The sequence below is a fragment of the Deinococcus planocerae genome (assembly GCF_002869765.1).
In the GTDB taxonomy this organism is placed as follows: Bacteria; Deinococcota; Deinococci; order Deinococcales; family Deinococcaceae; genus Deinococcus; species Deinococcus planocerae.
Genome location: NZ_PNOR01000004.1, coordinates 1 through 15,512, shown reverse-complemented (window position 1 = coordinate 15,512; position 15,512 = coordinate 1). Strand labels below are relative to the sequence as shown.

Sequence of the window (15,512 nt, the reverse complement as noted above, 5' to 3'; positions counted from 1 at the left end):
TTCCGGGGCGGCGTGCAGGTCATGCGTTTGGACCTCCACACCCACACCGAGGTCAGCCACGACTGCCGCACGCCGCTGCGCAGCGTTCCCGCCTGGATGCTGCGCACAAACACGCGCGTCATCGCCGTCACCGACCACGACCAGCAGCGCGGCGGCCCCGAACTCGCCCGCATCGTCGCCGACCTCGGGCTGGACGACCGCCTCAGCGTCATCCCCGGTGAGGAGGTCACCACCCGCGAGGGCGAGCTGATCGGCCTCTTCCTGAGGGAACGCGTCCCGCCGGGGCTCACCCCCGAGGAGACCGTCCGCGAGATCAAGGCGCAGGGCGGCCTGGTGATGCTTCAGCACGGCTTCGACCCCCTCAAGCGTTACCGCCTGAGGCCCGAGGCGACGGCGCGGATCGCGGACCAGGTGGACCTCGTGGAGACCTTCAACTCCCGCCTCTCGCGCCACCGCTGGAACCGGGTGGCCGCCGCGTGGGCGCGCGAGCGCGGCCTGCCGGAGTGTGCCGGGAGCGACGCCCACACCCTGCGCGACATCGGGGAGGCGTGGGTGGAGACGCCCTTCCGGCTCATCCGCACGCCCGGGGATCTGGTCGCCGCCCTGCGCGAAGGGGTGGTCGCGGGGCGCTGGACCCACCCCCTCTACGCCTACGGGCGCAAGCAGTGGCGGGTGCTGAACGGACGCCTCAGGCGAGGGGAATAACCGGATGGGCGGACGGCCCGCCCTCTGCGCATGAGGAGAGATCGTGGGAAGGCTCAGGATGCTCGGGGCGGCGTTCTGGTACACTTTTCGGGCTGGGGGTGCCCCGGTTTCGACAGGGGAACTGAAGGTGATGTTGCGTGTCGAGGTGCCGTTGGCCTCGTAAACAAACGGCAAAGCCATTAACTGGCAACCAGAACTACGCTCTCGCTGCTTAAGTGAGACAGTGACCGCCTAGCCCGGCCTTTGGCGCGGCGCGAACTGCAAAAAAAGAAGGCTAGCCCAGGCGACGTTCCATAGCTGACGGCGAAAACCAATGGAACTACGGTCAAGGGAAACCCGCCCGCTGGTGGCCTGCGACCCGACAATCAAAGAGCGGGATACACACGTAGACGCACGCTGGAAGGACCTTTGGACGGCGGTTCGACTCCGCCCACCTCCACCACCGCAGGCCCCGCCACCCCCGGCGGGGTTTTTCCCTATACTCCCCCCGGGCCGGGATGGCGGAATCGGTAGACGCATCCGACTTAAAATCGGCTGGGCCCAGCCCGTGCGGGTTCAAGTCCCGCTCTCGGCACCACAAACCCCGCTCTAGACGGGGTTTTTTTATGGCTGCCTCGGCAGGCTGTGCAGGGGCTACGTGCCCCTTTCAATCAAGCACCCCCAGCGCACAGGGGCTGGGGGCGCGGGCAAGGGACAAGTCAATCGCCGAACAGCAGGGCGAACTGAGTCTTGGGGTACTCCAGGAAGTCCCGGATGTAGATCAGGAGGCCCTTCAAGAGGACGGCCACGCCGAGCATCTCCAGGGTCTCCTGGCTGTTGGTGAGCAGCAGCCCCGAGAGGCCAAGCTCGCCCTGCACCTTGCGGTTCACGGCCTCCACGTATTCCAGGCCCACGGCACCGCCCACGAACAGGATGAACGAGAGGATGAGATACCTCCTGACAATCCCCGGCAGACTCCTGAAAAACCGGGAGAACGACCAGACGAACCACAGCACCGCCAGCGTACCGGGAATGACCCAGGCGTACACACCGGCAGTTTGGAAGGGCTTGTCCAGGAAACTTCCCAGGGTTTCGTGGAACATCAGCAACTCGTCGCCGCCCATCAGGATCAGGATGACGCCGAGCAACCGCCACGAACCGGCCCGGGACGGGGTGGGGCCCGGACGCGCACCCGCCCGCGCGATGAGCAGGCTCAGACTCCCAGCCAGCAGCAGAAGTCCTGTGGAGAAAAACGTCGGGATGTTGGCCTCCTCGTCCAGGTCGAAGGCGTGGTGAAGCCATCCACCGCCGGGAAAGTTCGGAGCGAGGCTGTCGAAGATGTCCAGAAACAGACTAAGCAGGGCCAGCAGGACGATGATCCTGAACAGCACGGAGGTGAGCTTCTCTATGGAGACGTGGAGCCGCCCTTCGAGTTTTTCCGCGCTTCCTGACAGGTGAAAGGAGACGCCCTGATCCCGCGTGGCCCTCCTGGTTTGGGTCTCTCCTCGATTGATCATGGTCGCCTCACGAAAGGTCCGTTTGCCAGAGTCGGCTTGGATAGCTGCTCGTCCGCTCAGAATGCTCATGCTTTTTGAGAAGTATGACACAAAAATGACATATTAAGGCCTCTTCATGTGTGAGGGGGGGACGACTTCGCGCGTCGGCGGAACATGGCTGAAACAGGGTGCGGCGCCGTTGGGAAGGCCTTCTTCCGTTCGGCAGGACAAGGGGCGAGGCAGAACGCGGAACCCCGGCTGGGCAGGCTGTCCGGAGGGGGCCTCTCTTCGCGCGCTGGGAGCGAGGCATCGGTGGGGGTCCGCTGGGGCTCGCGTATACTGCCCTCTACTGTGACTGGCACCATCAACATCACCGAGGCGGCGCTCGCCTCTCTCATCGGCCTGACGGCGCACGAGGTTCCGGGCGTGGTCGGCATGGCTCCCGCCAACCTCAAGGAGGGGCTCTCGCGCGTGCTGGGCCGCGCCAACGCCCGCGAGGGGGTGGTGATTGGCCGCGAGGGGCCCGAGTACCTCGCCGACCTGTATGTGGTGGTCGCCTACGGGGTGAGCATCCCCACGGTGGCGCGCAACATCGTGGAGCGGGTGGAGCACATCGTGCGGACCCAGGCGGGCATCACCCTCAAGGCGACGCGCGTCCACGCGGTGGGGGTGCAGCGTGCCTGAGCATGTCGAGAGCCTCCGACCCTCCGACCTCGCGCAGATGCTGCGGGTGGCGACCGACTGGCTGGGCGTGTACCGCGAGCAGGTCAACGCCCTGAACGTCTACCCGGTGCCCGACGGCGACACCGGCACGAACATGCACCTGACCATGCAGTCGGTGCGGCGCGAACTCGACACCTGCGACGAGAACAACATGACGTCCGTGGCCCGCGCGATCAGCTACGGGGCGCTGCTCGGGGCGCGGGGGAACTCCGGCGTGATCCTCTCGCAGCTCCTCAAGGGCTTCGCGGAGGTCGTGCGCGAGCGGCCCGCCGTGGACGCGCGTACGCTCGCCGCCGCCTTCCGCGCCGCCCAGAAGGCCGGGTACGGCGCCGTGATGAAGCCCGTGGAGGGCACGATCCTGACCGTGGCGCGCGGGGTGGCCGACGGGGCGGAGGGCCCGCGCGAGCGCGAGACGGTGGACGCGGTGCTGGAGCAGGCCCTCTTCGAGGGACAGCGGCTCCTCGACCAGACGCCCGAGATGCTCCCGGCGCTGAGGCAGGCGGGCGTGATCGACTCGGGTGGGCAGGGGTACCTGTACGTGGTGCAGGGGATGCTCGCGGCCCTGCGCGGCGACGCGCTGCCCGAGGCGCCCGAGATCACGAGCTACGCGCAGGAGGGGTTCGAGACCGAGGAGTTCGGCTACTGCACCGAGTTCCTGATGTCGGACTCGACCAAGCCCATCGAGGAGATCCGCGAACTCGTCTCGCCCTTCGGAGACAGCCTGCTCGTGGTGGGGGCGGAGGGCTACGTCAAGGGCCACATCCACACCAACGAGCCCGACGAACTCCTCGCCACGGTGGGCCGCTACGGGCGGATGCTCAAGACCAAGGTCGAGGACATGTCCGAGCAGCACACCGAGATTCTGGGCATGGCGGGCGCCGCCGCCCGGGCCGAGGAGGAGGTGCCGCCCTCAGGCCTCGTGGCGGTCGCCAGCGGGTACGGGCTCGTCAAGCTCTTCCGGTCGCTCGGGGCGCGCATCGTCAGCGGCGGGCAGACCAGCAATCCCAGCGTGCAGGACATCGTGGACGCGGTGCGCAGCGTGAGCGCCGAGAAGGTCCTGATCCTCCCCAACAACAAGAACGTGCTGATGGCCGCCGAAAAGGCGATGGAGCTGATGGAGGGCCGCGCGGTCGTCGTGCCCACCCGCACCCTCGGGCAGGGGATGGGCGCCGCGCTCGCCTTCAGCGCGAGCGATGACGCCGAGAGCCTCAAGGCCGAGATGGAGGAGGCCGCGCGCCGGGTCACCACCTTCGAGGTCACCCGCGCCAGCCGCACGACGAGCATCACCACGAAGGACGGGCGCACGCTGGAGATCGCGGAGGGCGACGTGATCGGCCTGCAAGACGACGAACTCGTGCAAGCAGGCGGAAGTCCCGAGGATTCGTTGATGGAGATGCTGGGCCGGGGCTACGGCGGCCAGGAGATCGTCACCGTGTTCGGCGGGCCGCAGAAGACGCAAGAAGACCTCCAGGCCCTCTCGTGGCGCGTCCGGGAGGCGTTCCCGGACGCCGAGGTCGAGGCGCACCCCGGCGGGCCGGACCTGTACGACTACCTCGTGACGATTGAGTAGGGACGCAGAAAGTTGAAAGCGAGGGCAGAAGGCCGGGGGGGTTAAGGCGAAAGCGTCTCCGGCCTTCTGCTTTCTGCCTCCTGCATCACTTGGCCTAGTTCTCCCCTGCGCCATGCGGCGAATGTGCCCCGCCCGGCCCCGCCCCTAGACTCTGCCCCAGGTGAGGGCGAGGCCACGCGCCGCGCCGCCGCCGACCGGGCCGGAGACGCTGGGTTCTCTTGAAAAGAATCTCCCAGCGCCACCCACTTGCCCGGTCTCCCCACCCTGATTCCGTCGCCCTGGCGGCCAAGGTGCCCGGTTGTCTGCCGGGTGACGCGGCCCCCTCGTCACGCTGGGATCGCCAACGCTCAGGGCCGAAGGGCAACGGTTATTCTTCACCATCCCGAGGAAACCGTGCTTCGCGCACGTGCACATCCCGTGGCCCACCCCTTGCCCTGAGCCCTCACGCAGGTTTCGTCCAAGAGCAAGACGGCCCGCGACCAGTGGGGAGACGGCGGTGCGACTCCGTTCAGCCTGCTCCACGGGGAATGCTTCCCCTTCCGCCCCCCTCGCCTGGTTCTCCTGAGCCGAAGCGAGAGGATAACGCTTCCCCGACCTCTCATGGTGGGTGTTCAACCCTTCCGCATCCCTTGTCCCCGTCAAGCACGGCGGGCCGGCGCGCGAGGGTTCTCGGTGAAACTTGGTTCGACTCCAGACACCCACCCCACATCGCCCCGCTGGAAGGCGTCGTATTCCAGCACCACTTGGATGGGCGGCGACGATGGCGAGTCGCGCCGGTCTGTAAAACCGGAAACTTCGGTTTGTGTGGGTTCAAGTCCCACCCCATCCACCAGTCTCGACGCGGCGCGGTAGCTCAGTTGGTAGAGCAAACGCCTGCCTTCCACACCACCTTGCCCCCGGGGACGGCGGGCCGCAGCGGAAGGCTTACCGATACTCGTTGGGTCGCAGGTTCAAGTCCTGCCCCGCCGCGCAGAGACTCTTTTTCAGCATGGGAACGGTAGCTCAGCGGACAGAGCACTTTGCCTGACCACCCCTTGCCCCCCGTTTCGCCGAAATGAGTGGGCCGAAGGTCCAGGCTTACCGACTCCGGATCGAGAGGTCGCGGGTTCGAATCCCGCCCGTTCCCACCTTCTTTTCTTCGCACTCTCCTCGCCGAGCCCTGGGCCGAAGCGAGGCGGCGACCTCCTTGCACGTTGGGTCACGGCCTCGAGTCCCGCCCGCCTCACCCCTCATAACCCCAAGAAGCGGTAGCTCAGACGGAAAGAGCACCCGGTGGCGAACCGGGAGGCCGCAGGTTCGACCCCTGCCCGTTTCTCCACTCGGCACCAAGCGCGGTGCCCGGTCGCCGCTGGCGAGCCCAGCGTCCCTCTCCCCCCCCTCGCCCCTGAAAGGAGGGCCGAAGCCGTGAAGAACCTCCTGAACACCATCTCTCCGAAGGGCCGCAAGCAGACCGAGCGCCTGGACGCGCGACAGGTCAAGAACAACGCGGGCGGATTCGTGTATGCCCTGCCGGATGAGGGCCGCCTGACCCGCTTCCTGGTGCTGGGCGTAGGCGGCGGCACCTTCTACGCGGGCGAGCGGGCGCACACGGTGCAGGCCACCGACTTCGTGCGCGAGTTCGTGGGGCGCGACGCGGCCACCGCCCTGCGCGTGACGCTGGACGTGGTGCGCGGCAACCGGGCGCCCAAGGCGGACCCCGCGCTGCTCGTGCTCGCCTTGATCGCCAAGACGGCGCCGAACGCGGCGGACCGCCAGGCGGCCTGGAACGCGCTGCCCGAGGTGGCGCGCACGGGCACGATGCTGCTGCACTTCCTGGCCTTCGCGGACGCGCTGGGCGGCTGGGGTCGCCTGACCCGCCGGGGCGTGGCGCGCGTGTACGAGGACGCGCCCCTGGAGCGCCTGGCGCTGTGGGCCGTGAAGTACAAGGCCCGCGACGGCTGGCACATGCGCGACGCCCTGCGCCTCGCGCACCCCAAGACCACGGACGAGGCCCGCAACGCGGTGCTGCGGTTCATGGTGAATGGCGTGCTGGAGGGCGCCTCGGACCCCGCCCTGCGCGTGATCGAGGGCCACCTGCTCGCCCTGAACGCGGCGACGGACACCGAGGCGGCGCGGCTGATGCGCGAGTACGGCCTGCCCATCGAGGCGGTGCCCACCCACCTGCGCGGGGCGGAGGTCTACCGCGCGGCGATGGAGACGAACGGCCTGACGTGGCTGCTGCGCAACCTGGGCAACCTCGGGCGCGTGGGCGTGCTGAGCGTCAACGACCCCGAGGTGACGCGGGCGGTGATCGAGCGCATCACCGATCCCGTTCAACTCAAGCGTGGCCGCATCCACCCCCTCGACGCGCTGAAGGCCCGCCTGGTGTACGGCCAGGGGCGCGGCGTGAAGGGCGGGGGCGAGTGGGTGCCCGTGCCCCAGGTGGTGGACGCGCTGGAAGACGCCTTCCACACGGCCTTCGGGAACGTGCGGCCCGCCGGAACGCGGCACCTGCTCGCACTCGACGTGAGCGGCAGCATGACCTGGGGCCAGGTCGCGGGCACGCCCGGACTCACTCCCCATATGGCCGCCGCCGCGATGAGCCTCGTCGCCCTGCGCACCGAGCCTCAGGCGCTGACGATGGGCTTCGCGGACCAGTTCCGCACGCTGGGCATCACGCCGGGGGACACGCTGGAGAGCGCCATGCGCAAGGCCCAGGCCGCGAGCTTCGGCGCGACCGACTGCGCCCTGCCCATGCTGTGGGCGGCCCAGAACGGGGTCAAGGTCGAGACCTTCATGGTCTACACCGACAACGAGACCTGGGCGGGCAAGGTCCACCCCACCGTCGCCCTCGACCGCTACCGCCAGAAGACCGGCCTCCCCGCGCGCCTGATCGTGGTCGGCCTGACGGCGACCGGGTTCAGCATCGCGGACCCCAACCGGGCAGACATGCTCGACGTGGTGGGCTTCGACTCGGCGGCGCCGGGGGTGATGGCGGACTTCGCGCGGGGGGAGGTGTAGCAAAAGCCGAATGACGAAGGGCAGAGGGCAAATGACGCCTTCTGCCTTCTGCTTTCAGCCTTCCGCAAACACATCCAGCGGCAGGAACGCGCTCACCGTGTAATTCGGCGCGTCCACGACCTGGCTGATCTTCAGGTCCACGCACACGCTCGACAGCACGTAGGCTTCCTCCAGGCTCAGGCCGCGTGCCTGAAGACGGCGCAGGAGGGCGCGCAGGGCGATTCGGGCCGCCGTCATCAGGTCGGGGTCGTGGCCGGTGGTGGCGTGCCAGCGCCGACTCGTGCCGCCGTGGGTTGGAGTGACGAATTCCGGAGTAGAGAGCCCCGCGCCGCGCTCCAGGTTGAAGCGAAGCGTTACTTGCCCAGCACACTCGATGCCCGTGCCGCTCAGCTCCCCGTCCCCCTGCGCCGCGTGCAGGTCACCGACCGAGAAGAGGGCGCCGGGAACCTCGACGGGCAGATACAGGGTGCTTCCCGCCACGAGTTGCCGGATGTCCATGTTGCCGCCGACCTGACGGGGTGGAGCGGTGGGGTGTGGGCCGGGCTCGGCAGGGGCCACGCCCAACACGCCGGGAAAGGGCGCGAGTGGGATGCGGATGCCGGGGCGGAAGTCGGCGTGGGTACCCGCGCGCAGGTCCCAGAGGTGGGTGTAGGGTTGCAGGCCCTCCCCGGCCAGCACGGCGTCGAGGAGGCCGATCCCGTTCGGGCGGCAGGCGGTCCAGCCCCAGGGGGCGGTCCGCACGTCCAGCAGTTCGACCACCAGCACGTCCCCGGGCTCGGCCCCTTCCACGAACGCCGGGCCCGTCAGCGGGTGGCCGCGCGGTCCCTCCCGGGCAGGGAAGGCGTCGGCGGCGACCAGGGCAGCCAGCTCGGCGCGCGCCTCCACCTGCCCTGCCACCACCCGCCGGGCCACCCCGCCGTCCGAGGCGTCGAGCGTCCCGAAGGTCACCGTGTCGCCGGGCTGGATGCTGAGGGCGGGCGGCAGGTCGCGGCCCCAGACGGTGTGGATGTGCGTGGTACCGAGGTGGTGGTCGCTCATGGGCCCCAGGGTACGGGTATCCTCCGCCCATGCTCGACCCCCACGCCGCCCTCCCCTTCCCCGCCGCCGTCCATCCAGCCGCCCGACCCGCCGCGCGCCTGACCTGGGACTCGCGGCAGGCTGGCCCCGGAGTGGCCTTCGTGGCGTTGGCGGGGGAGCGGATGCACGGCAACAGCTTCGCGGAGGCGGCGCTGGCGGCGGGTGCCCCCTTCGTCCTCACCGACCTCGACGTGGAGCGGGCGGTGCGGGTGCCGGATGCTCGGGAGGCCCTCTTCACCTGGGCGCGCTCGGAGCGGGCGAGAAACCCGCTCGTCGTGGGCATCACCGGCAGCGTAGGCAAGACGACGGCCAAGAGCTACGCGGCGGCGGCGCTGGACGCGCACTTCATGCCCGTGTACAACACCATGCCCGCCATCGCCTGCTTCCTGATCGAGTTCGGGGGGAGTGATCGTCCTCTCGTCGTGGAGATGGGCATCGACCGGGTGGGCGAGATGGCCGAGCTGGTCGACCTCGTGCGGCCTGGCGTCGGCGTGGTGACGAGCATCGGGGAGGCGCACCTAGAAGCGCTGGGCAGCGTGGAGGGCATCGCGCGCGAGAAGGGCGTGATCTTGCAAGGTCGGCGCGGGCTGGTGAGCACGCAGGCGGCGCCCTGGTTCCCAGGGGTGGACACCTACGGCTTCGGCGAAGAAGCGACCTTCGCGGGGGAAGGCTTAGAGGTCACGCCGGAGGGAGCGCGCTTCTCCTTCCGGGGGGTGGTGCCCGTCACCCTGCCCCTCGCCTCGCGGGTGCAGGCGGAGGCGGCGGTGCTCGGCCTGGCGCTGGCGGAAGGTGCGGGTGTCTCCCTGGCCGGGGCGGCGGCGCGGATGGCGGAGGTGCAGGTGCCGGGCGGACGCTACCGGGTTCACCCTGGCCGCTTCACGGTGATCGACGACGCCTACAACGCCTCGCCGCTCGCCGTGAAGGCCGCGCTCGACGCCCTCGCCACCTTCCCGGGCCGCCGGATCAGCGTGCTGGGGCGGATGCTCGAACTCGGCGAGACGGAGCGCGAGCTGCACGCAGGAGTCGGCGCCCACGCGCGGAAGCGGGCCGACCTCACCTACGGGGTGGGCGCCTTCGCCCAGGAGCTGGGCGACCGGGCCTTCCGCAGCGTGCCCGCCCTCCTCACCGATCTTCTCTCCGAGGTGCGTGAGGGGGACGTGGTGCTCGTCAAGGCGAGCCGCGGGATCAGTTGGACCCCCGAACAGCGGGCCGAGGAGGGCGTCGGGCTGGACGTGGTGGTGGACGCTCTGCTGCGGCACCGGGACGGTTAAGGGCGCGGCCACCGAAGACCACGCCCTTCCCCGTCCGAGTCGGCGGGCCTCAGCCTACCCGCTCGGGCTCTCCTGCCGGGCTGAAGGCCGCCGCGTGCTCCCGCACCCACTCCTCGACGGTCGTGAGGCGCACGGGCAGCTTCGCCAGGGCCGCATCGAGGTCCACATGCGTCGAGGCCATCTCGGGGTTCGCGTAGGCCATCTCGTAGGCCCGGGTCACGCCCTCGCCCATGCCGGGAAACACGCGGTCGAGCCTCTCACCGAACTCGCGCGGGGGCATGGGCCGGAAGGTCACCTTGCGACCCAGCGCGCGGCTGAAGCGCTCGGCGACCTCCTCGCCGCTGAGTCTCTCGGGGCCGCTGACCTTGAGGTTCAGGGGCGCCAGCTCCGGGTGGCCGAAGGCGGACACGGCGAAGGTGGCGACGTCGGCGGTGGCGATCCACTGGATGCGGACCTCGTTGGGGGTGGGGTAGGCGAAGGTATCCGAGTCCGCCACCTCCTCCCGGGTCCAGGGCCCCAGCAGGTTTTCGAGGTAGGCGGTCGGTTGCAGCACGACGTACGGCACGCCGCTCGCCTCCAGGTCCGCCAGCAACTCGCGCCGCAGGTCGAGGGCCGGGTTCCCGGTGGGGACCGGGGGAATCTCGCCGGTCGGATTCCAGACGATCAGGCGCACGCCCGAGTCCCGCGCCGCCCCGATCACGTTCCGCCCGTACTCCAGCGCCGCCCCCGGCTCGGAGAAGAAGGGCACGAGCAGGAACACACCGTCCACGCCCCGCACCGCCGCGCGCACGGCCTCCGGGTCGCCCAGGTCGCCCGCGTATCCCCGGGCCCCCTTCTCCGTCAGGTCGCCTGCCCGCTCGGGGTGACGGGCGAGCATCCGCACCCCGTACCCGGCCTCCAGCAGCTTCTCAACGACCGGCCTGCCCTGCGAGCCCGTGGCTCCCGTCACCAGAATGGTCTGCATGGTCACTCCTCCGGGAGGGCGCGCGGGCCGGAAACAGGCCGGAGGCGGAACGTGGGTCCGTCGCCCGCGTCCTGTGTGCCTCCTGTACGCTCCTTCCCCCGGCTGGGTGGACGCACTTCCGGCGTCCCCGCGCCTCTCCGCACCCCCACCCTAGCAGCCGCGCATCCCCAGTTGAAGAAGGCACCAAAAAGGAACATAGTTTCAGGAAATGAACTACGAGCAACGGGTGCGTCGCAAGGAATGCAGCGTCGAGCGGACAGTGGACGTGATCGGGGGCAAGTGGACCACCCTGATCGTGCGCGAGTTGCTGCGGGGGACCCGGCGCTACGGCGAGTTGCGCGCGGCCCTCGCGGGGGTCAGCCCCAAGACCCTGACGGACAAGCTGCGCGAGCTGGAGGAAGGGGGCGTGCTCACCCGCACCGTCTACCCGGCGGTGCCGCCCCGGGTGGAGTACGCCCTGACCCCCAAGGGCCGGGCGCTGGAGGGCGTGATTCAGGCCATGCACGTCTGGGGCGAACGCTGGACCTGAGCGGGACCGCGGGGGAGGCTTCACGCCCCTCAGCGGCAGCCCGGCGAGAATTCCACCATGCGCCGCCTTCTGCTTTCTGCCTTCGGCCTTCTGCCCCTGGTGGCCTGTGCCCCGACGACCGCCCGCGTGACCAACCCCAACACGACCTTTGGGCCAGTCACCGCCACTCCCATCTTCGACGCGGCCTTCGGGGTCGAGGGCGTGGCCTGGGTGGACGGGGGAAGGGCCTGCGTGGCGCGCGCTCCCTCATACCGAGTGGTCTGCCCCCCGCTCCCCCCGGTGGTCGCGGTCGCCTGGAACGGCGGGGACGCCTGGGCGGGGGTGCCTGCCGCCGGGGTCGTCGTCACGCTCGACCGGGCCGCGCGCTCGGTGGCGGCGGGGCGGGTGGTGGCGCTCTCGAACACGCGGGCCTACCGGGAGGACGGCAGCGCCGTGACCTTCGCGGGCGCGGCGGCCCCGGGCGTGGCGGGCGCCCCCACGGCGGCCCTCACGGGGGGGGACGGACAGGACTACGTTCTTCTGGCCGGAACGCTGCGCCGGGTGGACGACGGGGTGATCCTCGACCGCGCACCCCTCCCCTTCCTGCGCCTCACCCCCAGGGGCGTCACGACGGCGAACACGCCGGGCGTGGTCACCCTCTCGGGCAGCTACCGACTGACGGGCGCGGCGCTCGAACGGGTGGACATCTCGGGCCGGGTGCTGGCGAGCGTGCCCCACGGGCCGGGCCGGGTCGGGGTGGTGGGCGCCGACGTGGTGACGGTCTCGCCGGGGGGCCGGGTGCGGGTGTTCGACGGGAGTCTCAGGCCGCTGACTCCCTGAGTCGGCCCGGGCCCCGCGCCGGGAGGTGAGCCGGGGGCGAGGAGCCCCGCGCGGGAAGCTTCACGCACCGGGGGTGTCTTTCCCGGAACGTCGGGCACGGGTCCGCTCGCCTCGGCGGAACGCGAGATTGCCCGCCTGGCGCGGCAAAAAAAGAGGGCAGACCCCGAGAACTGTCAGAGTTCCGTAAGTCGGCGGGTGGTTGCATGAGCCGTTGATGCACCCCCGCCCTCACCCGTCTTGGCCCTCACGGCCCCCACCGCCCCCGCCCCGGCCCGCCCGAGCATGAGCAAACACTAAAGCCTGCCGAACCCTGGAGGGAGAATGTCGAGCCTTTTACAACGCCTACTCAGCCCGCGCCCGGCGGCCATCGGGGTGGAGATCGGCACGAGCGCCATCAAGGTGGTGGCGCTGCGCCCGGGCTCACCCCCGGTCCTCTCGCACGCGGTGATGGTCCCGACGCCCATCGGGTCCATGCGCGACGGGCTGGTCGTGGAGCCGCAGGCGGTGGCGGGAGAGCTGAAAAACCTCCTCGCCGAACACCGCATCACGGCGCGGCACGCGGTGACCGCCGTGCCCAACCAGTCGGTCGTGACCCGCAACATCATGGTGCCCCGCATGGAGCGCAAAGACCTCCAGGAGGCCATCAAGTGGGAGGCCGAGCGCTACATCCCCTACCCCATCGACGAGGTGAGCTTGGACTTCGACCTGCTCGACGACCCCGCCACCGTGCCTGAGGACGGGCAGATGGAGGTCGTGATCGCGGCGGCCCCCAGCGAGGCGGTCACCCGGCAGGTCGAGGTGCTGCGGCTGGCGGGGCTGGAACCCACGGTGGTGGACCTCAAGAGCTTCGCGGCGTTGCGTGCGCTGCGCGCCACCCTGCTCGGCGAGCCGCTGGCCGCCGAGAACACGGCGAGCGGCACGGTGGTGGGCGGGGGCAATGACGTGGCGCTCGTGCTGGAGATCGGCGCGAGCAGCTCGGTGATCAACCTCGTGCGCGGCGAGCGGGTGCTGATGGCGCGCAACATCGGCGTGTCGGCGGACGACTTCACGACCGCGCTGCAAAAGGCCTTCGACCTCGACTTCGGCGCCGCCGAGGAGGTCAAGCTCGGCTACGCGACCGCGACCACTCCCACCGAGGACGAGGAGGACCTGCTCAACTTCGACCTCGCGCGCGAGCAATACTCCCCGGCGCGCGTCTTCGAGGTCGTGCGCCCGGTGCTGGGCGACCTGATCACCGAGATCCGGCGCTCGCTGGAGTTCTACCGGGTGCAGTCGGGCGACGTGGTGATTGACCGGACCCTGCTCGCCGGGGGCGGGGCCAAGCTGCGCGGGCTGAGCAGCGCCATCGGGGACGCGCTGGGCTTCCGGGTGGAGGTCGCCAGCCCCTGGCTCGCGGTGCAGACGGACGCGGCGAACGTGGACGGCGGTTACCTCCAGACCCACGCGGCGGAATTCACCGTGCCGCTGGGGCTCGCGCTGAGGGGGGTGCCGGGCCGTGGTTGAACTCAACCTCCTGCCCCCGCAAGACCGCAAGCGCGGCGAGCCCAACGTCTGGAAATACGCGGCCTTCGTCCTCCCGCCCGTGACGGTCCTCGCGCTGCTCGTCCCCGAGGCGCTGGTGGGCCGCCAGCTCGGGCAGCTCCGCGCGGAGCAAGACCGTCTGAACGGTGACATCGCCGCCCTCGCCCCCACCAAGGGCGAGTACGACCGCCTGACGGCCACCCAGCGCACGCTGGAGGAGGTCACGGCGGTCTCGGGGAAGCTGCGGGAAGGCAAGACGTACTGGACGAACGACGTGGCGGCCTTTTCCGCGCAGCTTCCGGCGGGCGGCGGGGTCGCGCTGACCTCGATGAACGTCAAAGCCCTCGACGCGGGCGCCCTCGCGAGCCTGCAACAGGGGGGCGTGTACCTGGGCAAGAACGTGGTGCGCGAGATCGACCTCTCGGGCACGGCGCGCAGCCAGCAGGCGGTGGTGAACTTCTTGAACGTCTACGAGAACGACCCCGGTTTCGCGGTCAACTTCCGCAGCCTGGGCCAGGAGGGCGAGACGGGCCGCTACACCTTTGCGGCCTCGGTGGGGCTCGTCGGCCAGGGCGCCGCCGCACCGGAGGAGGGCGCGGCGGCGGCAGGGACCCCCACCCCGGCCTCCGCGGGAGAGACGGGGGGCGAGAATGTCCGTTAAGCTCGCGCCGCGCTCCATCTTTTTCCTCACGCTCGCGGCCTGCGTCCTCGCCGCGATGGGGTGGTACTTCCTGCGCTTCCAGCCGCGCCAGCAGGAGATCACGCTGCTGCGCGGCGACCTCGAACTCACCCGCAGCCGCGCCGAGACGTACCGCGCGGCCCAGCGGGCCCTGCCCGAACTGCGCCAGACGGTCGCGGGGCTCGAGGTGGAACGAGACCAGTTCCTGCGCGCCCTGCCCGCGACCGCCCAGTTCGGCACCGTCCTCGACGAGGTGCGGCGCAACGTCACCGCGGCGGGGGCAGAGCTGACCTCCTTCACCGTGCAAAGCGGCAACGTCGCGGGACTCCCGGGGGGCGTGCGGCCCATCAACCTCAGCCTGAGCGTGCAGGGCCGCTTCGCCGAGGTGTTCCGGGCGCTGCGGTCGCTGGAGACGCAAAACCGCTTCACGACCGTGGGTGCGCTGGGCCTGCAACTGCCCCAGGCGGACGCCCTCGACCCCCGGTTGCAGGGCACGCTCAACCTCACCGTCTACACCTTCGACCAGACGCAACCGGGCACCGCGGGCGCCGCCCCCCAGGCCCCCGAGGCCGCCCCCGCCGCGCCGCCCGCTCCTCAAGGGGGAACCCAGTGAAGAGCCCCGTGATTCGTGCCCCCCAGGGCCTCAAGCTCTCCCGCGAGATGAAGGTCTTGCTGCTGCTCGTGCTGCTCGTCGCCCTGATCGGGGGCGGGTACCTGGGGCTGAGCAATCGCTCGCAGGCCCGCGCCCTCGCCCAGACCCCGCCTACCCCGGGCGGCGAGGCGGGCGGGACCCCGGGCGGCCAGACCGCCCAGGGCGAGGGCCTGCGCGTGCAGCAGGGCGGACAGGTGGAGGTGCCCTCCATCCCGGCCTTCGGCGCAGGCCCCGCCAGCCCGGCGACCGAGGCGGAGGCGGCGCCCCCGCCCGGCGGCATCAACCCCGACACCCCCCTGGCGGCCCTGCCGACGGGCAACCCCTTCCAGCCGCTCGAACTCGTGACGGACACGGCGAGCGCGGGTGAGAGCCGCGCGGCCCCCTCGCCGGTGGCGGCGGCCCCGATTCCGGCCTCACCCGTCACGGTGACCCGCCGGGCGGTCTTGCCCCCCACCTTCGCGGCCCCCGAGCCCCTGGAACGCGCGGCCCCCGAGGCCGACGAGGTGGCCCCCGCCGCCGCCGAGCCC

14 protein-coding genes, 6 tRNA genes and 1 other RNA gene are annotated in these 15,512 nt (G+C 70.6%); 18 read left to right on the top strand and 3 right to left on the bottom strand.

All coding sequences use genetic code 11. From position 1 onward, the window contains the following. Positions 1-21: 21 nt before the first annotated feature. The 3 genes from A7B18_RS02925 (at position 22) to A7B18_RS02915 (ending at position 1,282) form a co-directional block, all read left to right on the top strand. The gene (locus tag A7B18_RS02925) at positions 22-705 is read left to right on the top strand and encodes a PHP-associated domain-containing protein (protein ID WP_102125308.1); all 684 of its coding nucleotides are present in this window, start codon (positions 22-24) and stop codon (positions 703-705) included. 94 nt (positions 706-799) lie between these two features. After that, positions 800-1,147, top strand: a transfer-messenger RNA (tmRNA) gene (gene ssrA, locus A7B18_RS02920). Positions 1,148-1,196: 49 nt separating this feature from the next. Next, positions 1,197-1,282 (top strand) — tRNA-Leu (locus A7B18_RS02915). 121 nt (positions 1,283-1,403) lie between these two features. Here A7B18_RS02915 and A7B18_RS02910 read toward each other — a convergent pair. After that, positions 1,404-2,075: a hypothetical protein gene (locus A7B18_RS02910; protein WP_146009441.1), complete on the bottom strand. Its 672-nt coding sequence runs from the start codon at positions 2,073-2,075 to the stop codon at positions 1,404-1,406. A gap of 456 nt (positions 2,076-2,531) precedes the next feature. Here A7B18_RS02910 and A7B18_RS02905 point away from each other — a divergent pair, with 456 nt between their 5' ends. The 8 genes from A7B18_RS02905 (at position 2,532) to rsr (ending at position 7,473) form a co-directional block, all read left to right on the top strand. Continuing rightward, the gene (locus tag A7B18_RS02905; RefSeq protein ID WP_102125170.1) at positions 2,532-2,864 is read left to right on the top strand and encodes an Asp23/Gls24 family envelope stress response protein; all 333 of its coding nucleotides are present in this window, start codon (positions 2,532-2,534) and stop codon (positions 2,862-2,864) included. Positions 2,865-2,901: 37 nt separating this feature from the next. Further along, entirely contained in the window at positions 2,902-4,473 is a 1,572-nt protein-coding gene (locus A7B18_RS02900) for a DAK2 domain-containing protein (protein ID WP_102125307.1), read from the top strand. Positions 4,474-4,919: 446 nt separating this feature from the next. Further along, positions 4,920-4,994 (top strand) — tRNA-Gly (locus A7B18_RS21820). A gap of 224 nt (positions 4,995-5,218) precedes the next feature. Next, positions 5,219-5,305, top strand: a tRNA-Tyr gene (locus tag A7B18_RS02895). Positions 5,306-5,313: 8 nt separating this feature from the next. Next, positions 5,314-5,443 (top strand) — tRNA-OTHER (locus tag A7B18_RS21815). 21 nt (positions 5,444-5,464) lie between these two features. Continuing rightward, positions 5,465-5,599: transfer RNA gene (locus tag A7B18_RS21810), tRNA-OTHER, on the top strand. 115 nt (positions 5,600-5,714) lie between these two features. Then, positions 5,715-5,791, top strand: a tRNA-Arg gene (locus tag A7B18_RS02890). 86 nt (positions 5,792-5,877) lie between these two features. After that, positions 5,878-7,473, top strand: coding sequence for an RNA-binding protein Rsr (gene rsr, locus A7B18_RS02885; protein ID WP_102125169.1), 1,596 nt, complete (start codon positions 5,878-5,880; stop codon positions 7,471-7,473). A 54-nt stretch (positions 7,474-7,527) separates the two neighbouring features. On the opposite strand, the gene A7B18_RS02880 is transcribed toward rsr, so the two are convergent. Next, a complete protein-coding gene (locus A7B18_RS02880) occupies positions 7,528-8,511 on the bottom strand; it encodes an acetamidase/formamidase family protein (RefSeq protein WP_102125168.1) in 984 nt (327 codons plus the stop codon). A gap of 29 nt (positions 8,512-8,540) precedes the next feature. Between A7B18_RS02880 and murF the strand changes: the two genes are divergently transcribed. Beyond that, positions 8,541-9,821, top strand: coding sequence for a UDP-N-acetylmuramoyl-tripeptide--D-alanyl-D-alanine ligase (gene murF, locus A7B18_RS02875; RefSeq protein WP_102125167.1), 1,281 nt, complete (start codon positions 8,541-8,543; stop codon positions 9,819-9,821). 49 nt (positions 9,822-9,870) lie between these two features. On the opposite strand, the gene A7B18_RS02870 is transcribed toward murF, so the two are convergent. Further along, positions 9,871-10,785, bottom strand: a complete 915-nt coding sequence (locus A7B18_RS02870; RefSeq protein ID WP_102125166.1) for an SDR family oxidoreductase — start codon at positions 10,783-10,785, stop codon at positions 9,871-9,873. Positions 10,786-10,993: 208 nt separating this feature from the next. On the opposite strand from A7B18_RS02870, the gene A7B18_RS02865 reads away from it, so the two are divergent. The 6 genes from A7B18_RS02865 to A7B18_RS02840 form a co-directional block, all read left to right on the top strand. Beyond that, positions 10,994-11,314, top strand: coding sequence for a winged helix-turn-helix transcriptional regulator (locus A7B18_RS02865; protein ID WP_102125165.1), 321 nt, complete (start codon positions 10,994-10,996; stop codon positions 11,312-11,314). 57 nt (positions 11,315-11,371) lie between these two features. Next, complete coding sequence (locus A7B18_RS02860; RefSeq protein ID WP_102125164.1) at positions 11,372-12,133, top strand: hypothetical protein; 762 nt, start codon at positions 11,372-11,374, stop codon at positions 12,131-12,133. Between the two features lie 321 nt (positions 12,134-12,454). Beyond that, positions 12,455-13,636 carry a type IV pilus assembly protein PilM gene (pilM, locus tag A7B18_RS02855; RefSeq protein WP_102125163.1) on the top strand — a complete coding sequence of 394 codons (1,182 nt, stop codon included), beginning with the start codon at positions 12,455-12,457 and terminating at the stop codon, positions 13,634-13,636. Further along, positions 13,629-14,315, top strand: a complete 687-nt coding sequence (locus A7B18_RS02850) for a fimbrial assembly protein (RefSeq protein WP_102125162.1) — start codon at positions 13,629-13,631, stop codon at positions 14,313-14,315. Before pilM ends, A7B18_RS02850 begins: the two co-directional genes overlap by 8 nt. Beyond that, on the top strand, positions 14,305-14,946 hold the full coding sequence (locus tag A7B18_RS02845) for a type IV pilus inner membrane component PilO (RefSeq protein ID WP_102125161.1): 642 nt from the start codon (positions 14,305-14,307) through the stop codon (positions 14,944-14,946). Before A7B18_RS02850 ends, A7B18_RS02845 begins: the two co-directional genes overlap by 11 nt. Further along, positions 14,943-15,512, top strand: a 570-nt coding sequence (locus tag A7B18_RS02840) for a hypothetical protein (protein WP_219722086.1), incomplete at its 3' end; no start/stop codon positions are given. The genes A7B18_RS02845 and A7B18_RS02840, both read left to right, overlap by 4 nt.

Excerpts from the sequence above, each read along its gene's own strand:
- A7B18_RS02925 (WP_102125308.1), top strand. The coding sequence starts at position 22 with ATGCGTTTGGACCTCCACACCCACACCGAGGTCAGCCACGACTGCCGC.
- A7B18_RS02900 (WP_102125307.1), top strand. The coding sequence starts at position 2,902 with ATGCTGCGGGTGGCGACCGACTGGCTGGGCGTGTACCGCGAGCAGGTC.
- A7B18_RS02880 (WP_102125168.1), bottom strand. The coding sequence starts at position 8,511 with ATGAGCGACCACCACCTCGGTACCACGCACATCCACACCGTCTGGGGC.
- murF (WP_102125167.1), top strand. The coding sequence starts at position 8,541 with ATGCTCGACCCCCACGCCGCCCTCCCCTTCCCCGCCGCCGTCCATCCA.
- A7B18_RS02870 (WP_102125166.1), bottom strand. The coding sequence starts at position 10,785 with ATGCAGACCATTCTGGTGACGGGAGCCACGGGCTCGCAGGGCAGGCCG.
- A7B18_RS02865 (WP_102125165.1), top strand. The coding sequence starts at position 10,994 with ATGAACTACGAGCAACGGGTGCGTCGCAAGGAATGCAGCGTCGAGCGG.
- A7B18_RS02860 (WP_102125164.1), top strand. The coding sequence starts at position 11,372 with ATGCGCCGCCTTCTGCTTTCTGCCTTCGGCCTTCTGCCCCTGGTGGCC.
- pilM (WP_102125163.1), top strand. The coding sequence starts at position 12,455 with ATGTCGAGCCTTTTACAACGCCTACTCAGCCCGCGCCCGGCGGCCATC.
- A7B18_RS02845 (WP_102125161.1), top strand. The coding sequence starts at position 14,305 with ATGTCCGTTAAGCTCGCGCCGCGCTCCATCTTTTTCCTCACGCTCGCG.